The 22,296-nt window shown below is 64.5% G+C and carries 23 protein-coding genes and 1 riboswitch; of the genes, 17 read left to right on the top strand and 6 right to left on the bottom strand.

What is annotated here, in order from left to right; genetic code table 11:
• Positions 1–94 precede the first annotated feature (94 nt).
• Positions 95–730, top strand: coding sequence for a glutathione S-transferase family protein (locus ACM9LZ_RS03585; protein ID WP_416617972.1), 636 nt, complete (start codon positions 95–97; stop codon positions 728–730).
• Positions 731–818: 88 nt separating this feature from the next.
• Positions 819–896, top strand: a riboswitch (SAM riboswitch).
• A gap of 84 nt (positions 897–980) precedes the next feature.
• Positions 981–2,186, top strand: coding sequence for an O-succinylhomoserine sulfhydrylase (metZ, locus tag ACM9LZ_RS03590; protein WP_416617973.1), 1,206 nt, complete (start codon positions 981–983; stop codon positions 2,184–2,186).
• A gap of 40 nt (positions 2,187–2,226) precedes the next feature.
• Here metZ and ACM9LZ_RS03595 read toward each other — a convergent pair whose 3' ends face one another.
• Complete coding sequence (locus ACM9LZ_RS03595) at positions 2,227–3,006, bottom strand: class I SAM-dependent methyltransferase (RefSeq protein ID WP_416617974.1); 780 nt, start codon at positions 3,004–3,006, stop codon at positions 2,227–2,229.
• Between the two features lie 154 nt (positions 3,007–3,160).
• Between ACM9LZ_RS03595 and ACM9LZ_RS03600 the strand changes: the two genes are divergently transcribed.
• The 6 genes from ACM9LZ_RS03600 to ACM9LZ_RS03625 all read left to right on the top strand — a co-directional run bounded on the left by ACM9LZ_RS03600 (position 3,161) and on the right by ACM9LZ_RS03625 (position 8,209).
• Positions 3,161–3,367 carry a hypothetical protein gene (locus ACM9LZ_RS03600; protein WP_416617975.1) on the top strand — a complete coding sequence of 69 codons (207 nt, stop codon included), beginning with the start codon at positions 3,161–3,163 and terminating at the stop codon, positions 3,365–3,367.
• A gap of 156 nt (positions 3,368–3,523) precedes the next feature.
• Positions 3,524–3,979 carry an MmyB family transcriptional regulator gene (locus ACM9LZ_RS03605; protein WP_416617976.1) on the top strand — a complete coding sequence of 152 codons (456 nt, stop codon included), beginning with the start codon at positions 3,524–3,526 and terminating at the stop codon, positions 3,977–3,979.
• A 115-nt stretch (positions 3,980–4,094) separates the two neighbouring features.
• Complete coding sequence (locus ACM9LZ_RS03610; RefSeq protein WP_416617977.1) at positions 4,095–5,027, top strand: substrate-binding periplasmic protein; 933 nt, start codon at positions 4,095–4,097, stop codon at positions 5,025–5,027.
• 180 nt (positions 5,028–5,207) lie between these two features.
• Entirely contained in the window at positions 5,208–5,654 is a 447-nt protein-coding gene (locus ACM9LZ_RS03615) for a tripartite tricarboxylate transporter TctB family protein (protein WP_416617978.1), read from the top strand.
• A 3-nt stretch (positions 5,655–5,657) separates the two neighbouring features.
• A complete protein-coding gene (locus ACM9LZ_RS03620; protein WP_416617979.1) occupies positions 5,658–7,166 on the top strand; it encodes a tripartite tricarboxylate transporter permease in 1,509 nt (502 codons plus the stop codon).
• A 71-nt stretch (positions 7,167–7,237) separates the two neighbouring features.
• On the top strand, positions 7,238–8,209 hold the full coding sequence (locus ACM9LZ_RS03625) for a tripartite tricarboxylate transporter substrate-binding protein (RefSeq protein ID WP_416617980.1): 972 nt from the start codon (positions 7,238–7,240) through the stop codon (positions 8,207–8,209).
• Positions 8,210–8,429: 220 nt separating this feature from the next.
• Here ACM9LZ_RS03625 and ACM9LZ_RS03630 read toward each other — a convergent pair whose 3' ends face one another.
• Positions 8,430–8,807, bottom strand: a complete 378-nt coding sequence (locus ACM9LZ_RS03630) for a VOC family protein (protein ID WP_416617981.1) — start codon at positions 8,805–8,807, stop codon at positions 8,430–8,432.
• Between the two features lie 220 nt (positions 8,808–9,027).
• On the opposite strand from ACM9LZ_RS03630, the gene leuD reads away from it, so the two are divergent.
• The 8 genes from leuD to sucD all read left to right on the top strand — a co-directional run bounded on the left by leuD (position 9,028) and on the right by sucD (position 16,951).
• Positions 9,028–9,639, top strand: coding sequence for a 3-isopropylmalate dehydratase small subunit (leuD, locus tag ACM9LZ_RS03635; RefSeq protein ID WP_416617982.1), 612 nt, complete (start codon positions 9,028–9,030; stop codon positions 9,637–9,639).
• 144 nt (positions 9,640–9,783) lie between these two features.
• Positions 9,784–10,899: a 3-isopropylmalate dehydrogenase gene (gene leuB, locus ACM9LZ_RS03640; protein WP_416617983.1), complete on the top strand. Its 1,116-nt coding sequence runs from the start codon at positions 9,784–9,786 to the stop codon at positions 10,897–10,899.
• A gap of 22 nt (positions 10,900–10,921) precedes the next feature.
• The gene (locus ACM9LZ_RS03645; RefSeq protein ID WP_416617984.1) at positions 10,922–11,395 is read left to right on the top strand and encodes a GNAT family N-acetyltransferase; all 474 of its coding nucleotides are present in this window, start codon (positions 10,922–10,924) and stop codon (positions 11,393–11,395) included.
• Between the two features lie 412 nt (positions 11,396–11,807).
• Positions 11,808–12,773 (top strand): malate dehydrogenase, encoded by a 966-nt coding sequence (mdh, locus tag ACM9LZ_RS03650; protein ID WP_416617985.1) that lies wholly within the window; start codon positions 11,808–11,810, stop codon positions 12,771–12,773.
• Positions 12,774–13,534: 761 nt separating this feature from the next.
• A complete protein-coding gene (locus tag ACM9LZ_RS03655; RefSeq protein WP_416617986.1) occupies positions 13,535–13,849 on the top strand; it encodes a hypothetical protein in 315 nt (104 codons plus the stop codon).
• A 343-nt stretch (positions 13,850–14,192) separates the two neighbouring features.
• Entirely contained in the window at positions 14,193–14,504 is a 312-nt protein-coding gene (locus ACM9LZ_RS03660) for a hypothetical protein (RefSeq protein ID WP_416617987.1), read from the top strand.
• A gap of 376 nt (positions 14,505–14,880) precedes the next feature.
• The gene (sucC, locus tag ACM9LZ_RS03665) at positions 14,881–16,077 is read left to right on the top strand and encodes an ADP-forming succinate--CoA ligase subunit beta (protein WP_416617988.1); all 1,197 of its coding nucleotides are present in this window, start codon (positions 14,881–14,883) and stop codon (positions 16,075–16,077) included.
• Between the two features lies 1 nt (position 16,078).
• Positions 16,079–16,951 carry a succinate--CoA ligase subunit alpha gene (sucD, locus tag ACM9LZ_RS03670; protein ID WP_416573306.1) on the top strand — a complete coding sequence of 291 codons (873 nt, stop codon included), beginning with the start codon at positions 16,079–16,081 and terminating at the stop codon, positions 16,949–16,951.
• Between the two features lie 89 nt (positions 16,952–17,040).
• Here sucD and ACM9LZ_RS03675 read toward each other — a convergent pair whose 3' ends face one another.
• Positions 17,041–17,511: a helix-turn-helix domain-containing protein gene (locus ACM9LZ_RS03675; protein WP_416617989.1), complete on the bottom strand. Its 471-nt coding sequence runs from the start codon at positions 17,509–17,511 to the stop codon at positions 17,041–17,043.
• Positions 17,512–18,340: 829 nt separating this feature from the next.
• On the opposite strand from ACM9LZ_RS03675, the gene ACM9LZ_RS03680 reads away from it, so the two are divergent.
• Entirely contained in the window at positions 18,341–18,559 is a 219-nt protein-coding gene (locus ACM9LZ_RS03680; RefSeq protein WP_416617990.1) for a hypothetical protein, read from the top strand.
• Here the strand turns inward: ACM9LZ_RS03680 and ACM9LZ_RS03685 are convergent.
• The 3 genes from ACM9LZ_RS03685 to ACM9LZ_RS03695 form a co-directional block, all read right to left on the bottom strand.
• On the bottom strand, positions 18,530–20,221 hold the full coding sequence (locus ACM9LZ_RS03685; protein WP_416617991.1) for a PAS domain-containing sensor histidine kinase: 1,692 nt from the start codon (positions 20,219–20,221) through the stop codon (positions 18,530–18,532). The genes ACM9LZ_RS03680 and ACM9LZ_RS03685 overlap by 30 nt on opposite strands.
• Positions 20,222–20,334: 113 nt before the next feature.
• A protein-coding gene (gene prfB, locus ACM9LZ_RS03690; RefSeq protein WP_416617992.1) for a peptide chain release factor 2 occupies positions 20,335–21,457 on the bottom strand; the annotation gives its coding sequence in 2 pieces (ribosomal slippage) (positions 20,335–21,387 and positions 21,389–21,457; 1,122 coding nt in all).
• A gap of 160 nt (positions 21,458–21,617) precedes the next feature.
• Positions 21,618–22,274, bottom strand: coding sequence for an OmpW/AlkL family protein (locus ACM9LZ_RS03695; RefSeq protein WP_416617993.1), 657 nt, complete (start codon positions 22,272–22,274; stop codon positions 21,618–21,620).
• Positions 22,275–22,296 lie beyond the last annotated feature (22 nt).

A 22,296-nucleotide genomic window follows, 5' to 3' on the forward strand; every position in this document is an offset into this window, starting at 1 on the left:
TGGTGCCGACCGCCACCGCAGCCTTCATTCGTTGAAGGCTGCCAAGCATAAGGTAAAAACCGGTCCGCCCCTTTCCAACCCGGAAGATGTGACGATGTACAAGCTTTACTGGAATCCCGGTATGGCCAACCTGGCCCCGCACATGGCGCTGGAGGCCATTGGCGTTCCCTATGAACTGATCCGCGTCGATACCGGTGCGGGCGAACAGCACAACGAAGCCTATCGCCGGCTGAACCCCACGGGCCGCATCCCGACCCTGGTCCATGACGACCAGCCCCTGTTCGAGACGGCGGCCATCCTGCTGCATCTGGCCGACCGGCACCCGGAAGCCGCGCTGATGCCGGCGCCGGGCACGCGGGACCGGGCCCTGGCCTATCAATGGCTGATCCATCTGACCAATACGGTGCAGGCGACATATCTGGCCTACTATTATCCCGAGCGCCAGGTGGCCGACCCCGCCCTGGCCGGCAGCGTCCGCCAGGCGGCCGAAACCCGGCTGGGGGAGATGTTCGACCTGCTGGAGCAGGCCCTTGACGGTCGGGAATGGATGGTGGGCGAGGGGCCGACCATCGTGGATTTAATGCTGCTGATGATGATCCGCTGGGGCCGCAATTTCGCCCGCCCGCCGCGCAGCCTGCCCAACCTGGGCGTGCTTGCCGCCCGCATCGCCGCCCTGCCGCCCGTGCGCCGCGCGTTCGAACAGGAAGGGCTGGCCCAGCCCTGGTACTGAACCCGACCGGGGCGGATGACAGGGTTGGCGCCAGCGCCGGCCCGGCCGCAACCGGACGGCTTGACAAGCAGGGGCGGGAGGGATTTAACCAAGCCCACGTGGTGATTTGGTGACCGGATTGCAGACCACGTTAAAGAAACTGCTAAAAGGTCGATGCCATGAACCAGATGCCGGATACGGACGGGAACAGGGCCTCGATCGAACGGTCGGGGCCGCTGGAAGCCGGCCTTTAGGCAAGTCTGGAAGGAACATGGCGATGAGTGATCTGCCCGATGATGTGAACCCCGCGACCCTGCTGGTGCATGGCGGCACGCGCCGCAGCCAGTTCGAGGAGACGAGCGAGGCCATCTTCCTTACTTCGGGTTATGTTTATGGCAGTGCGGAGGCGGCCGAGGCGGCCTTTGCCAATGACGGATCGCGCTTCGTCTATTCCCGCTTCCGCAACCCCACGGTCGCCATGTTCGAGGACAGGCTGGCGCAGTATGAGGGGTATCCCCGCTGCTTTGCCACGGCGTCCGGCATGGCGGCCGTGCATGCCGCCGTCATCGGCCTGCTGAAGGCCGGTGACCGGCTGGTGGCCAGCCGCGCGCTGTTCGGCTCCTGTCTTTACATCGTGTCCGACATCGCCCGGCGGTTCGGGATCGAAAGCGTCATCATCGACGGCACGAAGCCGGAGGAATGGGAGAAAGCCCTGTCGGTGCCGACCGACCTTGTGTTCCTGGAAACCCCCAGCAACCCCTGCCTGGACGTGGTGGACCTGGAACATGTCGTGCCGCTGGCGCATAAGGCCGGGGCCCGCGTCGTCGTCGACAATGTGTTCGCCACGCCCGTTCTGCAGAAGCCGAACCGGTTCGGGGTCGATGTCGTCGTCTATTCGGCCACCAAGCATATCGATGGGCAGGGACGCTGCCTGGGCGGCGCCATCCTGTGTGACGACACGGTGGCGGCGCTGCTGGCGCCCTATCTGCGCCATACCGGCCCCGCCATGAGCCCGTTCAACGCCTGGACCCTGCTGAAGGGGCTGGAGACGCTGGAACTGCGGGTGAAGGCGCAGCAGGCCGCCGCCCTGAAGGTTGCCACGTTCCTGGAAGGGCACCCGGCCGTGGCGCGCGTGCTTTATGCCGGACTGGACAGCCACCCGCAGCGTGCATTGCTGCGGCGGCAGATGGCCGGTGGCAGCAACCTGATCTGCTTCCACCTGAAGCCCGCCGGCGGCGACGCCAAGGCGGCTGCCTTCGCCACCCTGAACGCGCTGCGGATCATCAAGATTTCCAACAATCTGGGCGACAGCAAAAGCCTGGCGACCCACCCCGCCACCACCACCCATCAGCGCCTGACGGTGGAGGAGAAGGAGACATTGGGCATCGGCCCCGGGACCATCCGCCTGTCGGTGGGCCTGGAAGACCCCGACGACCTGATCGCCGACCTGAAGCGCGGGCTGGATGGGCTGGTATAATACCAGCCCCGGGGATCAGAACTCACCGGGCCCCGGCGGATCAGCCGCGCCTTGCCTGGATCAGCATGGTGTCCAGCCGGAAACTGCCGTCGGGCTGGATGGCGAAATGGTCCTTCACCTCCGGGGCGGCACCGGCCTGAAGGCTGGCAAGGGCCGGGCGGTGGGCGGTGGGTGTGCCGATCCTTTCCATCCAGCTTTCAAAGGCGATGGGCAGCCGGTAGGTCTGCGGCGCCTGCGGCACCAGCCCGGCGCCGGTCAGCATGTGCCGCCATTCGGCCAGGCTGTAATTACGGACATGGCTGGGGTCGCGCACCATTTCAATGGTTTGCAGGTGGCTGTCCAGCAGCGGATCGGCCGGGGCGAAGACATCCATGATGATGCAGCGCCCGCCGGGCCGCAGCACCCGCACCGCCTCTGCCAGCGACCGGGGCACGTCGCGCCAGTGATGCGCGCTGTAGCGGCTGACCACCAGATCGAAGCTGCCATCCGCAAAGGGCAGTTCCTCTGCCCGCCCCTGACGTGTGGCGATGTTGCACAGGCCGCGTTCGACGGCGCCGGCCGCCACCACGTCCAGCATGGCGCGCGACAGGTCATAGGCCACGATATGGTCGGCGAAGGCGGCGGCATGGAAGCTGGCATGCCCGCCGCCACAGCCCAGATCCAGCATCCGGTCGGCCGGCGCGATGCGCAGAAGGGATTGGAAATCCGTCAGGTCCGGGCCGCTTGCATGGGTGGGGCTGCTGGCATAGGCGGCGGCGCGCGGCGCAAACTGCCGGACGACAAGGTCATGCTGGCTGACGGTGGCGGCTGCGGCTGACATCGGGTGACGCTCCATCGGGGATCTGGTACGGCGGCGCTGGCGATTGAGGTGCCGAAACCTTGACCATCGATCAAGATTTTCGGCCGCTGGTATAAGGCTGGCATCCTCACCAAACTGGTACAAGATAAGTAGTTATCCTGGTATGAATACCACCATGAACACGCCCCCTGTTCTTCTGAATGATGGCCGGGATGCCGCCACGGCGCAGCGGCGTCTGCTGGGGCTTTTCCTGCGGGAAAGGCGGGCACGGCTGGACCCGGCCGCCGTGGGCATCGGCAGCCTGGGCCGCCGTCGCGCACCGGGCCTGCGGCGGGAAGAGGTGGCGATGCTGGCCGGGATCAGCCCCACCTGGCTGACCTAGCTGGAACAGGGACGCGACATCCAGGCCTCTTCCCAGGCGCTGGACCGGCTGGCCCGTGCGCTGCGCCTGGCGGCGGCGGAACGCGCCTATCTGTTCCAGCTTTCCGGCCGGCGCGACCCGCGCGAACCCGGTCCGGCCGATACCGATGCGGCCCTGTTGCCGCTGCTGCGCCAGGCGGTCGATGGCCAGCAGGCTCCCTGCTATGTCCTCAACCATCGTTATGACATGCTGGCCTGGAACCGGGGGGCAGCGGACCTGTTCGCCGGCTGGCTGGATCGGCCGGGCCCGCACAACCAGCTTCGCTTTCTGTTCCTGGACCCGGTGGCGCGGCGCCTGCTGGTGGATTGGCCGGCCCGCACGGCGCGCGTGCTGGCCGAATTCCGCGCCGATCATGGCCGCCACCTGGCGGATGGGTCCCTGGCCGCGCTGGTGGGCGAACTGCGGGAGCGCAGCCCCGAATTCGCCGCCGGCTGGACAGGCGCCGATATCCGCGGGCGGGAGGGTGGGGAACGTCTGTTCCTGCACCCGGATCAGGGCCTGCTGCGCCTGACACAGGTGACCCTGGCGGTGGAAGCGCGGCCCGATCTGCGTCTGGTGCTGCTGTTGGGATAGGTGTTTTCCCGCTTGCCATCACGCCGGAAAACAGGTGACCTGTTGTCCTGGCACGGGCGGTGGGTCCAGCATCCACGGACAATAAGCGAATACCGCCCCGGGGGTAGGAGGCGCCATGCGCTGGCGGTTGGCCACGCTGCTGTCTTTGGCGGGGCTGTCTTTGGCGGGCTTGCTGACGGGTTCGCTGTTGTTTCAGGCAGGGGCCATGGCGGAACCTGTGGCCCCGAACGTCTACCGGATCGAGCATAATGCCTCGCCGGCCGGGGCCAATGTCCGCTCCTATTATATCGATCTGATCGAGGAGATATTCCACCGCACGCAGGCGGAGTTTGGTCCCGCCACCCTGGAAAGGGTGCCGGGTGACGTGCCGCAGGCCCGGCTGCTGGCACTTCTGGCCCACGGGCGACTCGATCTTCTGTGGACGACGACCAGCCGCCAGCGGGAGGCGTTGGCCACACCCATCCGCATTCCGCTGGACATGGGGCTGACCGGCCAGCGTGCGCTGGTGATCCGGGCCGACCGCAAGGCGGAATTCGATGCCATCACCAGCCTGGAGGAACTGGGCCGGCTGAAGGCCTGCCAGGGCGCCTATTGGCCCGACACCGCCGTGCTGCGCGCCGCCGGCCTGCGGGTGGTGGAGTTCGAATGGATCGATCTGGCCTATCCGGCCCTTTATGACGGGCGTTGCGATTATCTGCCGCGCGGCATCAACGAGATCGACAGCGAGGTCCGGGCGGTGGGTGATCCCGGCGTCATGGTCTATGACCGGCTGTTGCTGTCCTATCCGCTGCCCATGTACCTGTTCGTGGCGCCGCAGCGCGCGGAGTTGGCCCGGCGCCTGACACTGGGGCTGGAACGGATGGTGGCCGATGGCGGCCTGCGCCGGTTTCTGGAGCAGCACCCTGCCACATCCATGATCTTCCCCCTGGGGCGGTATCGCGGCGCCCGCGTCCTTCACCTGGCCAATCCCGACCTGCCGGAGGAGACACCGCTGAACGATCCCCGCCTGTGGCTGGATGTCGCCGGGCCGCATCGACCAAAGTCCTGATGCCCGCACCGGCCGTTGCGGGCCGTTGGCAGGAAGATTACTGTTCATGTGGGCATGAATGCCCTTCAACCCCGGCGCGTGGCCCGATCCGGACCCGAGACCGGGGAACAGCATAGGGGAGGGACGGACGGATGCGATATCCCGGGGTCGCGCGTTTCCTTGTCCGCAGGGGGGCATGCCATGCGTGTGCGTAGCCCCCAGGATCTCGTGGGCGGGATCGCCCTGGTGCTTGTCTCCATCCTGGCCTTTTCCCAAATCGGCGATTTGCGCATGGGCACGGCGTCGCGCATGGGGCCGGGCTATTTCCCGATCGTGCTGGCCGGGCTGACAGGGCTTCTGGGGCTGGTCATCGCGGGCCGGTCGCTGGTTCTGGACGGGCCACCGCTGGACCGGCTGCACTGGCGCCAGGCGTTGCCGCTGCTGGGGGGCATCGTGGCCTTCGGGCTGGCCATCCGGCCCCTGGGCCTGGTGGCTGCCTCCGCCCTGCTGTTCGGCGTGGCGGCACTGGCGTCCGACGATACGCGCTGGCGTGAATTGCTGGTGGTCAGCGTGGTCCTGATCCTTTTCGCGGTCGGGCTGTTCGTGCTGCTGCTGGGTCTGCCCTTCCCCCTGTGGCCGCGGACGTGACGCATGGATAACGTCTTCTCCAACCTCGCCATGGGATTTGGCGCCGCCGCCACGCCCATCAATCTGGGCCTGTGCTTCGTGGGGGTGCTGGTGGGCACGCTGATCGGCGTGCTGCCGGGGCTGGGCCCCATCGCCACCATCGCCATCCTGCTGCCCATCACCTTCTATCTGGACCCGCTGGGTGCGCTGATCATGCTGGCTGGCATCTATTATGGCGCGCAGTATGGCGGCAGCACCACGGCCATCCTGGTCAACATGCCGGGGGAGACCTCGTCCGTCGTCACGACGCTGGACGGGCACCAGATGGCGCGGCAGGGCCGCGCCGGTCCCGCCCTGGCCATCGCGGCGCTCGGCTCCTTCTTCGCGGGCTGTGTCGCCACCTTCGTCGTCGCGCTGTTCGGGCCGTTGCTGGCGGCGTTTGCACAGAATTTCGGCCCGCCGGAATATTTCGCGCTGATGCTGCTGGGGCTGGTCGGGGCCACGGTCCTGGCGTCCGGCTCGGTGGTCAAGGCTGTTTCCATGATCATCGTCGGCCTGCTGCTGGGCTGCGTGGGATCGGATATCGAGACGGGGGAACAGCGCATGACCTTCGGCATCGCGGAGATGGCGGAGGGCATCAATTTCACGACCCTGGCCGTGGGCCTGTTCGGCGTGGCGGAGATCCTGCGCAACCTGGAAAAGACCCAGGACCGGTCCGTGGTGCAGGCGAAGATCAGGGGTTTGATGCCGACGCTGGCCGACCTGCGGCAGAGCTTCCCCGCCGTGCTGCGCGGGACGGGCCTGGGGTCGGTGCTGGGCATCCTGCCGGGCAACGGCGCGGTCCTGGCACCCTATGCCAGCTATACCCTGGAAAAGAAGCTGGCGCGGGAGCCGCAGCGGTTCGGCCGGGGTGCCATCGAGGGTGTGGCCGGGCCGGAAAGCGCCAACAATGCCGGGGCGCAGACCAGTTTCATCCCGCTGCTGACGCTGGGCATCCCGCCCAATGCCGTGATGGCCATGATGGTCGGTGCCATGACCATCCAGGGGATCGTGCCGGGCCCGCAGGTCATGAACGAAAACCCGACCCTTTTCTGGGGCATGATCGCCAGCATGTGGATCGGCAATGCCATGCTGGTCATCATCAATCTGCCGCTGGTCGGCGTCTGGGTGAAACTTCTGCAGGTGCCCTACCGGCTGCTGTTTCCGGCCATCCTGATGTTCTGTTGCATCGGGGTCTATTCCATCAATTCCTCGGGCGTGGAGGTGATGCTGGTCGCGCTGTTCGGGCTCATCGGCTATTTCCTGCTGAAACACGGGTTCGAGCCGGCCCCCCTGCTGCTGGCCTTCGTGCTGGGCCCGCTGATGGAAGAGAACCTGCGCCGTTCCTTCCTGATCGCGCGCGGCGACCCGATGATCTTCGTCAGCCGCCCGCTGTCGGCGACCTTGCTGGTCCTCACCCTGCTTCTGTTGGCCATCGTGTTGCTGCCGGCCGTCCGTCGCCGGCGGGAGGAGGTGTTCCACGAGGAGGATTGAGGATGATGCCGGCCGGCAATGGCGGGCCGGCATGCCGAACAACCATATCGAACCATAAAGGGAGGTCCCCCATGCGTTTCAGGTCCATCATCCTCGCGGCCGCGCTGCTGGCCGGACTTGGTCCCGCTGCCGCGCAGGATTATCCGACGCGGCCCATCACCATGGTCGTGCCCTTCTCGGCCGGCGGCCCGACCGATACCGTGGCCCGCCTGGTGGCGCAATCGATGAGCCGTACCCTGGGCCAGCAGGTGCTGGTGGAGAATGTCGGCGGGGCCGGCGGTACCATCGGGGCGGCCCGCGTCGCCAAGGCGTCGCCCGACGGATACACGATCCTGCTGCACCATATCGGACAGGCGACGTCCGCCACGCTCTATCGCCGGCTGCCCTATAACGCCCTGACCGATTTCGCGCCGGTCGGGCTGGTGACCGACGTGCCCATGGCCATCGTGGCGCGCAAGGATTTCCCGGCCAGGGACCTGGCCGAACTGGTGGCCTATGTGAAGGCCAACCCCGACAAGGTGACGCTGGCCAATGCCGGGGTCGGCGCCGCCTCGCACCTGTGCGGCATGCTGTTCATGCAGGCGCTGGGCACGCCGCTGACCACGGTGCCATACAAGGGCACCGGACCCGCCATGAATGATCTGGTCGGCAGCCAGGTGGACATGCTGTGCGACCAGACGACCAACACGACCGGCCAGATCAAGGGCGGGGCGGTAAAGGCCTATGCCGTCACGACGGCGACCCGCGTGCCCTCCCTGCCGGACCTGCCGACGACGCGGGAAGCCGGGCTGCCGGGCGTGCAGGTGGCCGTCTGGCACGGCATCTACGCGCCGAAGGGCACACCGGATGCGGTGACGGGCAAACTGTCCGACGCGCTGAAGGTGGCGCTGAAGGATGATCTCGTGAAGCAGCGCTTCGGCGAGCTGGGGACCGAGCCCGTGGCCGAGGACCGCGCCACGCCCAAGGCCCTGGGCGATTTCCTGGCCGCGGAGATCGAGCGCTGGCGCCCCCTGATCACGGCCGCCGGGGTTTATGCCGACTGATAGCAGCGGCCGAAAATCTTGACCGATGGTCAAGGTTTTCGGCACCTCAAGCGCCGGGCCGGCAGTCGCCGGCCTATACCAGGAGCATCAGTCATAAATTCATGCCCCTGGTATGATACCGGGTCGGGAAATCCTGGTCCCCGGAATCCGCGCCGGCTGGCGCGCTCCCCCCCCATGTCATGCTTCATGACCTTGGGGGATGCCGGATCAGGGCAGGTGCTCACAGGCCCGTGAATTCCGTTCCCGCCGCCACGAAGCAGAGCGGGTTGCCGAACGGGTCGCGGCAATAGAAGCTGCGCTCCCCCCAGGGACGGACGGCGATGGCGCCATCCTGTGCCAGCACGGCGCCCGCCGCCACTGCCCTGGCATGGAAGGCCGCCAGGTCATGCACGGCCAGGTAGACGGGCTCGGGCAGGGGTGTCGCCGGCCCGGTGTCGCCATCGGCAACGGGGTCGTAACAGGCCAGCACCATCTGGCCGAGGTCGAAATAATGCCGCCCGGCGGACACGCGCCTTCCGGGTTGGCCCAGCAGCGACTTATAGAAATCCGCCGCGGCCCCGATCGGGCTGGCGGGCAGGATGATGCGGAACACACGCATGGCGCCTATCCCTCCCTCGACATTTTCGTCCTTCTTGATCATTGAAGATAATGTCGATGGCCGGGCTCTGCCATCCCCGCCAAGGTCGAACCCCGCCGTGCCGGGTGTTTCACGCAAGCTTCTGTCGCAGGGCAGCCTTCCGACGATCATGTATTGCGCAGTGCGGGAGCGACGTGGCAAAACAGAGGCCGTTTGATCCCCTTTTCGGTCGGGTAGTCCCATGGAGAAGTTTGTTCAGCTTACCGGCGTCGCCGCCCCGCTGCGTCTGATGAATGTCGATACGGATATGATCATCCCGGCCGACTATCTGAAGACGATCAAGCGCACGGGCCTGGGTGCCGGCCTGTTCGCCTCGATGCGCCTGAAGGACGGGGAGGAAATTCCCGACTTCGTCCTGAACAAGCAGGCCTATCGCCAGGCCAGGATCCTGATCGCCGGTGACAATTTCGGCTGCGGCTCCAGCCGTGAGCATGCGCCGTGGGCGCTGGCCGATTTCGGCATCCGCTGCATCATCGCCCCCAGCTTCGCCGACATCTTCTTCAACAACTGCTTCAAGAATGGCATCCTGCCCATCCGCCTGCCGACCGAACTGGTCGACAAGCTGATGGGGGCCGCCGACAATGGCGCCAACGCCGTCTTCACGGTGGACCTGGAAGCGCAGCAGATCACCCTGCCCGACGGGGAGAAGATCGGTTTCGACGTGGAGCCGTTCCGCCGCCAGTGCCTGCTGAACGGCTGGGACGATATCGGCCTGACCCTGCGCAATGCCGATGCCATCGACGCCTTCGAGGGCAAGTCGAAGGACGGGCAGCCCTGGCTCTGGGCCTCCTGATCGGCGTCTTCGGTCGCGATCCGCGAAGGGAAATTCCCGATCCCGTGCCCGGCGCCCCCTGGCGGCGGACGCGGGATCGGTTTATCAACGCAAGGCGTGCCCGACCGGCCGCCATCGCCCAAGAAAACATACAGAGGTATTTCGATGTCGACGAAGCGTTCGCTCCTCCTGCTGCCGGGCGACGGCATCGGCCCCGAGGTCATGCGTCAGGTCCGCCGCGTCATCGACTGGTATGCCCGCAAGCGCGGCATCGAGTTCCAGGTTGAGGAAGGCCTGGTCGGCGGCTGTTCCTACGACGCGCATGGCACGCCGCTGACGGACGAGACCATGGCCCGTGCGCTGGCCGTGGATGCCGTGCTGCTGGCCGCCGTGGGCGGACCGAAATGGGACAATCTGGGCTTCGACAAGCGCCCGGAGGCAGGGTTGCTGCGCCTGCGCAAGGAAATGGAGCTGTTCGCCAACCTGCGTCCGGCCAAGGTGTTCGACGCGCTGGTCGATGCGTCCACGCTGAAACCCGACGTGGTGCGCGGGCTGGACATCATGATCGTGCGCGAACTGACGGGCGGCATCTATTTCGGGGAGCCGCGCGGCATTTCCGACCTGCCCAACGGCGAGCGCCGGGGCATCAACACCCAGGTCTATGACACGCACGAGATCCACCGCGTGGCCCGTGTGGCGTTTGAACTGGCCCGCAAGCGCTCCAACAAGGTCTGCTCTTCGGAGAAGGGCAATGTCATGGAGTCGGGCCTGCTGTGGCGGCAGGAGGTGATCGCCCTGCACAAGGCCGAATATCAGGATGTGGAACTGTCCCACATGCTGGCCGATGCGGCCGCCATGCAGCTGGTGCGCAATCCCAAGCAGTTCGACGTGATCGTCACCGACAACCTGTTCGGCGACATCCTGTCGGACGAGGCCTCGATGCTGACCGGTTCCATCGGGATGCTGCCCAGCGCCTCGCTGGGGGCGACCGATGCCGACGGCAAGCGCAAGGCCCTGTATGAGCCGGTGCATGGTTCGGCCCCGGACATTGCCGGCCGCGACCTGGCCAACCCCATCGCCATGTTCCTGTCCTTCGCCATGGCGCTCCGCTGGTCCTTCGACCTGCAGGCCGAAGCCGACATCCTGGAACAGGCCGTGGAGAATGTGCTGTCCACGGGGCTGCGCACGGGCGACATCATGCAGCCGGGCATGGCCAGGGTTTCCACCTCCGTCATGGCCGACAGCATCCTGCGTGAGATGGACAAGCTGGCGACCGCCTGATCGCGGAACCGTGACGGCCATCGTGAAGAGACAGATCGGCGTCCGTCGGGCCACCCCGGCGGACGCCGATCTTGTTTGCGCCTTCGTCGCCGCGCTGTCGGCAGAGGAAGGCATGGACCCGCCCGCCCTGACCCCGGCGAAATTCCGCCGCCAGGGGTTCGGGGAGGATGCGCTGTTCCGCTGTCTGGTGGCGGAATGCGGGGACCGCATTGCCGGCATGGTCTTGCTCACCCCTGGCTATGACAGCCAGACCGCCACCGGCGGCATGATGCTGGAAAATATCTATGTGGAGCCGGGATCGCGCCGGCTTGGCGTGGGCCGCGCCCTGATGGCCGCGGCAGGGCGGATGGCGCTGGACCAGGGCCTGTCCTGGATCTGCTGGCACGCACGGCCCGCCAATGTCCGCGCTGGCCTGTTCTATCGGGCGCTGGGCGCGCGGACGGAGAGCGTCACCCTGCTGGGCATCGATGTGAAGCTGCTGGTGGGGACGGGCTAAGCAGGTTCCTCCAGATCGGGCCACACATGGCCCGGCCTGGAGGAACCTGCCGACTCCATGGTTAGCAGATTTTCCGAGCCCGCCCATCTGTGGGCGGCGTTCGGAAAATCTGCTTAGTGCCAGCCTTCGCCTGCGGTGGAGGCGAAGAGCGGGCGCGCAAGCAATCTGCGTCATCAACCATGCCGGTCAGGGCCTGAAATCCCGGCCGACGGCACCTTCTGCATACACGCCTTGCGTCAGGCGCTGACCAGCCACCCCGCACCCACGACCCTTGTCGGCTTGCCCGAACGGCTGTTTCAGGCTAATGACGCCGCCCAGGGTCATCCCGCATTGCAGCTAATGATGAGCGCGGCTCGGATGTTCCAAACGTAATCTTGTTTCCTGACCCGAACCAAATCGAAGGGAAATTCCCATGGCACGCAAGAAGATCGCGCTGATCGGCGCCGGCCAGATCGGTGGCACGCTGGCCCTGCTGGCTGGCCAGAAGGAGCTGGGTGACATCATCCTGCTCGACATCCCCGACTTCGCGGGCGTTGCCAAGGGCAAGGCGCTGGACATTGCCGAACTGTCGCCGGTCGCCGGTTTCGATGCCGGTTACTCGGGCACGTCGGATTATGCCGACATCGCCGGCGCCGATGTTGTGATCATCACCGCCGGCGTGCCGCGCAAGCCGGGCATGAGCCGTGACGATCTGGTCGGCATCAACGCCAAGGTCATCAAGGCCGTGGCTGCCGGCGTCAAGGAACACGCCCCGAACGCCTTCGTCATCGTCATCACCAACCCGCTGGACGCCATGGTCGGCCTGTTCCAGCAGGTCTCCGGCCTGCCGGCGGAGAAGGTGGTCGGCATGGCCGGCGTGCTGGACAGCGCCCGCTTCCGCTGGTTCCTGGCCGAAGAATTCGGCGTGTCGGTCGAAGACGTGACGGCCTTCGTGCTGGGCGGCCATGGCGACACGATGGTGCCGTCGGTCCGTTATTCCACCGTCGCCGGCATCCCGCTGCCCGATCTGGTGAAGATGGGCTGGACCACGCAGGAGAAGCTGGACAAGATCGTGCAGCGTACCCGTGACGGCGGTGCGGAGATCGTCGGTCTGCTGAAGACCGGCTCCGCCTTCTACGCCCCGGCCGCTTCCGCCATCGCCATGGCTGAGAGCTATCTGAAGGACAAGAAGCGCGTCCTGCCGGTGGCTGCCAAGCTGTCCGGCGAGTATGGCGTCGACGGTCTCTATATCGGCGTGCCGACCATCATCGGCGCCAAGGGCGTGGAGAAGATCATCCAGATCGACCTGTCCGATGAGGAGAAGGCCAATTTCGACAAGTCCGTCGACGCCGTGAAGACCCTGGTGGACGTCACCGCCAAGGTTTCGGCCGAAGGCTGATCCGGTTTCCCCCTGTCCCGCATCCGCGGGGCAGGGTCATCCGGCCTGAAAACCCCGCACAGCGATGGCTACGCGGGGTTTTTTTACTTCCGGCCTGCGAATGGTTTCATTCCGTCACCCTGGCGAGAGGTCGGGGCCTGGCTCTCAGGACGGGGCGCTTGTCATGGCCTTCCGGTGCCCGGTGCCGGGGTGAGGACAACCCCGAAAGACAGGGCCTGCATGATTCTGAAATCATGTGGAATTTTCCGGATGGGTATCGGGGGTGCAGGGATCGCGCCAGGGGGCACAGGCAATGATCCATGGTGTGATCGTGCGTTTGATGGCCTTTACTGATAATTTCCGCAAAATACACAATAAATCCTGCTCAAATGAAGCGAGGCCATTCCCTTGCTTCCCCTTGAGGCCGTTGCAACACTGGTCTGCATTGCCGCACGCCCAAAGTATAGTTTTGGTTTCCGTTGTTAACCATTCGCTTACTCGTGACCCCTATAGTCCGCGCACGACGCCGAAAGCCTGAATAATAAGGTATGTGTCGGGGGCGCATGGACAGAAGCCATCGGCTTTCAGAGGGGCAATCCGGTTAATCCGAAGTCTCTTTGATGGATGGTGGCATTCTATGCTGTGCATCCATCAAATAATAAACGTCCCCAGCCGCTGGAATGGGGAAGGACGCCTGCCCCGGAACTGTGATCACCGTCTTTATCTATCGCAGAATCCCCCACCATCACCCATTCCGTGACCGGAAGGAAAAAGGATCTCCAATGAAGACCGCCGTGCTGTTCTCCGTCGCCCTTCTCTCCCTCACCGCCGGCACCGCCATGGCGCAGAGCTGCGATCAGGGGGCTCCGCCCGTGCTGGTTGACGGTTCCACCGCGACCGAGGCGCAGATGGCAGATACGATGAAGGCCGTTAAGGCCTATATCGTGGCGACCGAGGAATACCAGGCGTGCCTTGAGGCTGCCGGCCGCGGCGGCAAGGTGGATGTGGATGCCTATAACCGCTCCGCCGCCCGCATGGAGGCGCTGGCTGCCGACTTCAACAAGCAGCTCAAGACCTTCAAGGCCCGCAACGGCTGATCGTCGTCATCGGGTCTTCCGGGGCGTCAAGAAAAGAGCCCGCGCCGGGAACCGGCGCGGGCTCTTGCTTTTGCAGTGCCGGGTGGACTGCCGGCTGATCGGTCATGGCGCTGCCGGATGCAATGTCTGCAAGAACCCTTTCCCGGCCGTTGGAATTGACGATTACTCCAGATGAACCTATCCTTCCGGCAGGTTTAGGGAGATAGGGCAGATAAGCCTAATAATTAGTCAATTGGGGATAACGCGGCACCCAATAAAACAGCAGTGGGAACGAAAATTCCATTCTTCTTGCGGGATGAGATTGGAAGTTTCCTGAATTTTTATTGTCTGGGGGTGTCCAATCATGAAGAAAGCAATCCTGATCACGACCTTTGTCTCCTGCCTGTTCGTGCCGGCGGCGTTCGCCGCCTGCGAGCAGGGTGAACCGCCCAGCCTGCCCGACGGCTCGACCGCCACGGAGGCCGAGATGGGGCAGGCGGTGCAGCAGGTGAAGGCCTACATCGCAGCGACGGAGGAGTACCAGGCCTGTCTGACCGCGGAAGGACGCCGTGGAAAGATGGATATCGACAGCTACAACAAATCGACCGAAAGGATGGAGCGTCTGGCGGCCGCCTTCAACCGCCAGCTCAAGGCCTACAAGAGCCGGGGCGGCTGACCCGGGCGGCTGATCTGGGGCATCGGGAAAGTCCGGCTCCCCTCCGGGGCCGGACATCCTGTCTGCCGGCCATCATGCCTGTCGGTAACGGGATTGTCCTCATTACATGGCACCCTTGCGTGGTGCCATTGGGTTATGTCGCACTTGCGGCACAGCGTGTTGCGATGCAAGGGTTTGCGGGCTTCCTTACCGCTGTTCGGACAGGCGGGGGGCGGCCGGCGCCGGGCCTCCGCTGCGGCCATGGGGGACCTTTGGATGGTTGATCCCGGTCGGCATAGTGCTAAAGTGCGGCCCGCGCGGGGATCAACCCGGCGCGCGGCCCGGCGGATCCCCGTCTGGCCGGCCCGTCTCCCATCCAGAGCAAGACGGCTGAGCGATGAATATCCATGAGTACCAGGCCAAGAGCCTGCTGAAGAAGTACGGCGTCGCGGTGCCGCGTGGCGGCGTGGCCTATACGCCGGAAGAAGCCGCCAAGGTCGCCACCGAGCTGGGTGGCCCCATCTGGGTGGTGAAGTCGCAGATCCATGCGGGCGGCCGTGGCGCCGGCCGCTTCCAGAATGACCCGAATGGCAAGGGCGGCGTCCGCGTCGTCAAGAGCGTGGAGGACGTGCAGTCCAACGCCGCCGCCATGCTGGGCCAGGTTCTGGTCACCAAGCAGACCGGTCCGGACGGCAAGGAAGTCGCCCGCCTCTATATCGAGGAAGGTGCGGACATCAAGCGTGAGCTGTACCTGTCCATGCTGCTGGACCGCGGCTCTTCCCGCGTCACCATCGTCGCTTCCACCGAAGGCGGGATGGAGATCGAGGAAGTGGCCCACAGCCACCCGGAAAAGATCACCAAGGTCGCCATCGATCCGGTGGAGGGCCTGCAGGGCTATCATGCCCGCAAGGTCGCCTTTGCCCTGGGCCTGGAAGGCAAGCAGGTCAATGCCGCCGCCAAGTTCATGACCGCCATGTACAAGGCGTTCGTGGATCTGGACATGAGCATGGTCGAGATCAACCCGCTGGTCGTGACCGGTGCTGGTGAGGTGATCGCGCTCGACGCCAAGGTCAACTTCGACGACAACGCGCTGTACCGCCACCCGGAAGTGGAGGAACTGCGCGACCCGACCGAAGAAGAAGCCTCGGAGACGGAAGCCACCAAGCACGGCCTGAACTATGTGAAGCTGGATGGCAACATCGGCTGCATGGTGAACGGTGCCGGCCTGGCCATGGCCACCATGGACATCATCAAGCTGTATGGCGGCGAGCCGGCCAACTTCCTGGATGTCGGCGGCGGTGCCACCAAGGAGCGCGTGACGATCGCCTTCAAGCTGATCCTGTCCGATCCGAACGTGGAAGGCATCCTGGTCAACATTTTCGGCGGCATCATGCGCTGCGACGTCATCGCGGAGGGCGTTGTCGCTGCCGCACGTGAAGTGTCCCTGCATGTTCCGCTGGTTGTCCGCCTGGAAGGCACGAATGTCGATCTCGGCAAGAAGATCCTGGCCGAAAGCGGTCTGCCGATCCTGTCGGCCGACAACCTGGCCGACGCCGCCGAGAAGATCGTCAAGGCCGTGAAGGAGGCCGCGTAACATGGCCGTTCTCGTCAATAAAGACACCAAGGTCATCTGCCAGGGCTTCACCGGCGCGCAGGGGACCTTCCATTCCGAACAGGCCATCGCCTATGGCACCAAGATGGTCGGCGGTGTGACCCCCGGCAAGGGCGGTTCCAAGCATCTGGACCTGCCCGTGTTCGACACCGTGGCCGACGCGGTGCTCAAGACCGGTGCCAACGCCTCGGTCATCTATGTGCCGCCGCCGTTCGCGGCCGACGCCATCCTGGAAGCCATCGATGCCGAACTGCCGCTGGTGGTCTGCATCACCGAGGGCATCCCGGTGCTGGACATGGTCCGCGTCAAGCGTGCCCTGGCCAATAGCGGTACGCGCCTGATCGGCCCGAACTGCCCCGGCGTCATCACCCCGGACGAGTGCAAGATCGGCATCATGCCAGGCCACATCCACAAGCGTGGCAAGATCGGCATCGTGTCCCGTTCCGGCACGCTGACCTATGAGGCGGTGGCGCAGACGACGGCCGCCGGCCTGGGCCAGACCACCTGCATCGGCATCGGCGGCGATCCGGTCAACGGCACGAACTTCGTGGACGCGCTGGAGATGTTTGCCAAGGACCCGGAAACCGAAGGTATCATCATGATCGGCGAGATCGGTGGTGACGCTGAGGTGAACGGTGCGGAGTATATCAAGGCGTCGGGCCTGAAGAAGCCGGTCGTCGGCTTCATCGCCGGCCGCACGGCTCCTCCGGGTCGCCGCATGGGCCATGCCGGCGCCGTGATCTCCGGCGGTAACGACACCGCCGAGTTCAAGGTGGAGGCCATGCGCGCCGCCGGTATCCATGTTTCCGAAAGCCCGGCCAGCCTGGGTTCGACCATGGTGAAGGCGCTGGGCTGATTTCCAGTCTGCAGCTCGCACTCCTGGTGATTGCAGGAAACCCGCCGGGGCGACTCGGCGGGTTTCGCTTTGCCGGGGCCCCGATAGCTTCACCGCTCCGGTATTTCGGCTGCCCGCGACAGCGGGTAGGCGGCCAGTTCGCTTTCCGTCAGCCGCGCCGAAGCCGCATAGAGGCGGGCGATGATTTCCCCTTTTTCCAGCGGCGTCAGGGTGTGGCTGTATTCGCGTTCCACCCGGTGGATCATGGCCGCCAGCAGATATTCATCGACTTCCAGCGAGGTTGTCGCTTCCGGTGGTGGAGGGGGATGGTTCATGGCATCCGCGCCATCCATCGCGGCCGAGGACAGAAGCATCTCCCCTTCACCTGTCAGAAGCCAGTTCAGGTTCACGCCCCGCCGCGCCAGTTCCACCAGCCATTCCACCTTGGGCGGACCGGAATCACCTTCGTAAGCGCTGTAGGTGGAGTTGGGCAAACCCAGGTGACTGGCCATGTCGGACCGGCGGTTGAAGCCGATTCGAATGCGCAATTCCCGCAGGCGCAAGGCGATACTGCTTTTCACGTTCCGGCCTCCCCCGCATTGATCGGCATGAAGGCCCGAGGCCCGGTATTCATACCTTTGTTTCCAATGAGATTGGACAGCCACCGTGGATTGTCGGAATTCACTTGCATACATTCGTATGCGATTCCGTGTTCCGGTTTCCCATGCTGCTTTATTCGCCCAACCATCGTGAAGTGAGACGGTTTTTCGTTGAATTCCCGTTTTTCGATGCGTAAAGTCATTTTCAAGTGATCGAGCCCTTGTAGGATGGAGGCACGGAGGGGGGATAAGAAGTAATTGAACCAACTTTTCCCTAATCCAGATGTTGGGGCGGGATCATCCTTTCCAGATTTGGGAAGGGGAGAGGAAATGGTTGGCCGTCAACAAAGCCGACCATTTGAATGGACTGGCTGTTGTTCTCTAGATCGTGATTTTGGGCTGGACAAACGGTTTCCGGCTTTTGCCTCCATCCGGTGAAACGACCCTAATGGTGACTGAAAACTTGTCCGTTTGTCAAAGTGGACAGTGGTCGCGACAGATTGTGACATTTTGGGTCAATGCCATTGGTCGTGCGGCATCCGTGCGGAATCCGTTGGTCAGGCTGGCTGACAAGATAGGATTTCCTTCGCCTTTTCCCATGCCTTGGCTGGCCCCTTCTATCCTCAGCGCAACTGGCCTCAGCGCAACTGGCCTCAGCGCAACTGGCCTCAGCGCAACTGGCCGAATGGAATTGCCGCCGATGTCCGTGGGAATCCCGACCGATCAGCGATACATGCAAAGGGTTGGGTTTGCGTTACCCCGCGCACTGGGGGTGGCGTCCGGCTTTTGCGGTATTCCGGGAATTCGCTGAATGAGCGACCCCATTAAAAATGGTTCGCCAACAAAATCGTTGGCGATGCATCTGGCGCCGGAAGATGATTGGCGTCGAAGCATGGAGCTTTCCCATCGCGTCGCCTTCCTGGCTTGGCTGGATTGTGCCGAGGGGGCCACCCGCCGTCAGTTGGCGGCGGAAATGGCAAAGGTTTCAGGGGCCCCGGTGTCAGGTACCAAGTGCGGTTGCTGTGGTTGACCTTTCGCGCAGATCATTGCTGGCGGCTGGTCGCGGCGCCGTGCCACGGGTGACATTGGGGGCGGGGAAACGGAAGGTGAAGGTCGTGCCTTGCCCCAGAACACTGTCCACCGCGACCTCTGCACCGTGCAACTCGGCCAGCGCCCGCGCGATGGACAGGCCCAGCCCGGTGCCGTTCTGGTGGTCCTGCACCTGGCCGACCTGTTCGAACGGATGCCAGATGCGATCCAGGTCGCTGTCGGAAATGCCGACGCCTGTGTCCGCCACCGACAGGACAAGGTCGCGGCTGTCGGGGTCGATAATGGCACCAAGGTTGATCTTCCCGCCGGCCGGCGTGAACTTCACGGCATTGCCGACGATGTTCAGCAGCAATTGCCGCAGGGCCCGCTCGTCTGCCAGAAGCAGCACCGGTTCCCCCTCGGGCAGGTCGACCCGGACGTCCAGATTCTTGTCCTGTGCAAGCCCCAGGGCAATGCGCTGGATCTGCCTTAACTCACCTTCCAGGGGAATCCAGCAGGGCTCCAGCGTCAGGCGGCCGGCTTCGATCTTGGACAGGTGCAGCATGTCGTTGATGACGGACAGAAGGTGCCGGGCCGCCAACATGATGTCGCCCGCATATTCGACATGATGGGGATCGACGGCCGTTCCGTGCTGCCCGCTGCCGGCAATCATGCCGGCGAAGCCCAGGATGGCGTTCAGCGGCGTGCGCAACTCGTGGCTCATGGTCGCGATGAAGGCGGATTTGGTCCGCGATGCCTCCTCCGCGGCCAGACGCGCGGCCTCGGCGGCGGCGGCCTTGGCCTGGGCCGTCACATCAACGACCGTGGATTGAATGGCATGGCTCCCGTCCCAGACGATGCGGCGGGCCAGCACATCCACATGGATGATCGATCCGTCCTTCTTCAGGACCTTGGCTGCCCGGAAAATGGGCAGCTTGCCGCCGGCCAGCAGGATCGACCAGGCCCGGTCGGCCTGCGCCCGTTCCGCAGCCGGAATGATCAGGGATATGTCGCCCGCGATCACGTCCAGCACCGACGAGTAGCCCAGCATGCTGGCATAGGCCGGGTTGCAGAACAGGATGCGGGATCCCTGATGCACCACGATGCCCTGCACCGACCCTTCGACCATGTCGCGCAGCCGTTGCTCGTTGGTTCGCAAGGCCTGTTCGATGTCGCGCGCCTCCGTCACGTCCCGCCCTTCCACCACCAGACGGGGATGGCCATCCCCGTCATGGTCGATTGGCGTGATGGACAGGTCGAAGACAAGCGGGGCGCCCGTTTCAGGCCCCGTTCCCAGGTCGAAGCGGATGGTGGCGCCCTTGCAGGCCGCCTGCACGGCGGAAACAAGCCGGTCGCGCGCCACGTCGGAGCCCCGCCACCAGGGCGTGTCCCACAATGCGATGCCCTGTACCTGGGAGGGGGGCAGATCGCCCACGCGCAAGGCCGCCCGGTTGGCCGCCAGCACGACGCCATCCCCGTCCAACAGGAGAAGCACCTGCGATGTGCTGTTGAAATAGGATATGAACAGCCGGTCGGCACCTGCCAGACCATCCACCCATAGATCCGAACCGGTCGCCTCCGCTGCCGCCATCAGGCATTCCCCTGCGATGTCCAGGGCGTGCGCCAGGGCGCCCAGGGCATCCGCCGAAAAAAATGGGAGCAATCCCGCCCATCGCCGGGGGCAGGACAGCCTGTCCATTTGTGATAGAAAAGCGAAAGCCCGGCAACAGAATGTTGCCGGGCTTGGGCAGGAAGATAGCCGCAGGTGGAAGATACCTACTCGTTCTTCCCGTCACCGTGGCCATTCAGCCGCTGTGCCAGGGCCGCCTGCAGGAACTTGTCCAGATCACCGTTCAGCACGCCGGCGCTGTCGGATGTCTCCACCCCGGTCCGCAAATCCTTCACCATCTGATAGGGCTGCAGGACATAGGAACGGATCTGGTGGCCCCAGCCGATATCGGTCTTGGTGGCTTCCAGGGCGCTGGCAGCCTCTTCCCGCTTGCGCAGTTCCAGCTCGTACAAGCGGGCACGCAGCATATCCCAGGCCTTGGCCCGGTTCTTGTGCTGGCTGCGTTCCTGCTGACAGGAAACCACGATTCCAGTCGGGATATGCGTGAAACGCACGGCCGAGTCGGTCTTGTTCACGTGCTGGCCACCGGCCCCGCTGGCGCGGAACGTATCGACCTTCACGTCCTTCTCGTTGATTTCCACATTGATCTTGTCATCGATCACGGGGGTGACCGAAACCGATGAGAAGGAGGTGTGGCGCCGTGCCTGGCTGTCGAAGGGAGAGATCCGGACCAGACGATGCACGCCCGATTCCGACTTCAGCCAGCCATAGGCGTTATGGCCCTTGATCTGGATGGTGGCGGACTTGATGCCGGCTTCCTCGCCGTCGGTCTCGTCCAGCATTTCCACCTTGTAGCCGTGCTGTTCGGCCCAGCGGGTGTACATGCGCAGCAGGATCAGGGCCCAGTCCTGGGCTTCCGTGCCGCCGGCACCGGCATTGACTTCCAGGTAGCAGTCATTGGCATCGGCCTCACCGGAAAGCAGGCTTTCCAGTTCCATGGTGGCGGCGCGATCCTGCAGGCTGAACACGGCCTTCTCGGCCTCGGCGACCATGTCCTGATCGCCTTCCATCTCGGCCAGCTCCAGAAGTTCCAGATTGTCCTTCAGGTCGCGTTCCAGCTGCCGCGTCCCGTTCAGGGATGCTTCAAGCTGGTTCTTTTCCCGCAGCAGCTTCTGGGCCCGGTCGCTGTCATTCCACAGGTTGGGGTCTTCGGTCAGTGCGGTCAGTTCGTCGAGGCGGAAAAGGGATTTCTCCCAGTCAAAGATGCCTCCTCAGCAGGACCAAGGACTGTTCCACAGCCTCGGCCACCGCTTGGATTTCGGCGCGCATGGGCATGCTCCCGATCAAGAACGGTGCGGCCTTGCCCGGACAGGGACCGGGGGCGGCCTTGTTGCGAAGGGCCTTGTGTACCCCCGGATGCCGCCGAGGCCAAGTCCCTTCCCAACATGGCCGCCCCCGGTTTGCGGGGACGGTCGCGCCGGACCGCCGATCAGAAGCGGTAGCCGAAGCCGACGCCGAAGATCCAGGGATCAAGATCGACCTTGGCATTGACCAGCGCGGGCAGGCCGGCATTCACCTTCACATCGGTGTTCAGCCACAGCTTCTTGACGTCCAGGTTCAGCGACCATTTGTCCGTCAGCGCCACGTCCACGCCACCCTGCAGGGCCACGCCGAAACTGTTGTCATAATCGATGCCCAGCGCGGCACCGGGATCGTCGCCATAGAAGATGGTGTAGTTGACACCGGCGCCGATATAGGGGCTGACCTTGCCCTTGGGGTTGAAATGATACTGAAGGGTCACCGTCGGCGGCAGCAGCCAGACATCGCCCAGATCCACCGACGCACCCAGCGGCGAGCCCTTTGCCTTCACATGATGATGGGTCGTGCCCAGGATCAGTTCGGCGGCGATATTGTCGGTGAAGAAATAGCTGAAATCGAGTTCCGGCACCGTGGAATTATCGACCGATGCCTTGCCGGGGATCGCCGTGGTGCCCAGCTTCAGGTTGCTGCCTTCATCAGGCTGCACATAGATGACGCGACCACGCACAAGCAGATCACCGGCTGCCTTCTCCGCCTGTGCCGGCACGGCAGCGGCGGCGGCAATCGTCAACGCGGCGGCAACCGCCGGGACAGCGATGTTCCTCATCGAAAGGCTCCTGTATTGTGTG

Origin of the sequence: Niveispirillum fermenti (genome assembly GCF_048066175.1) — a bacterium.
Classification (GTDB): domain Bacteria; phylum Pseudomonadota; class Alphaproteobacteria; order Azospirillales; family Azospirillaceae; genus Niveispirillum; species Niveispirillum fermenti.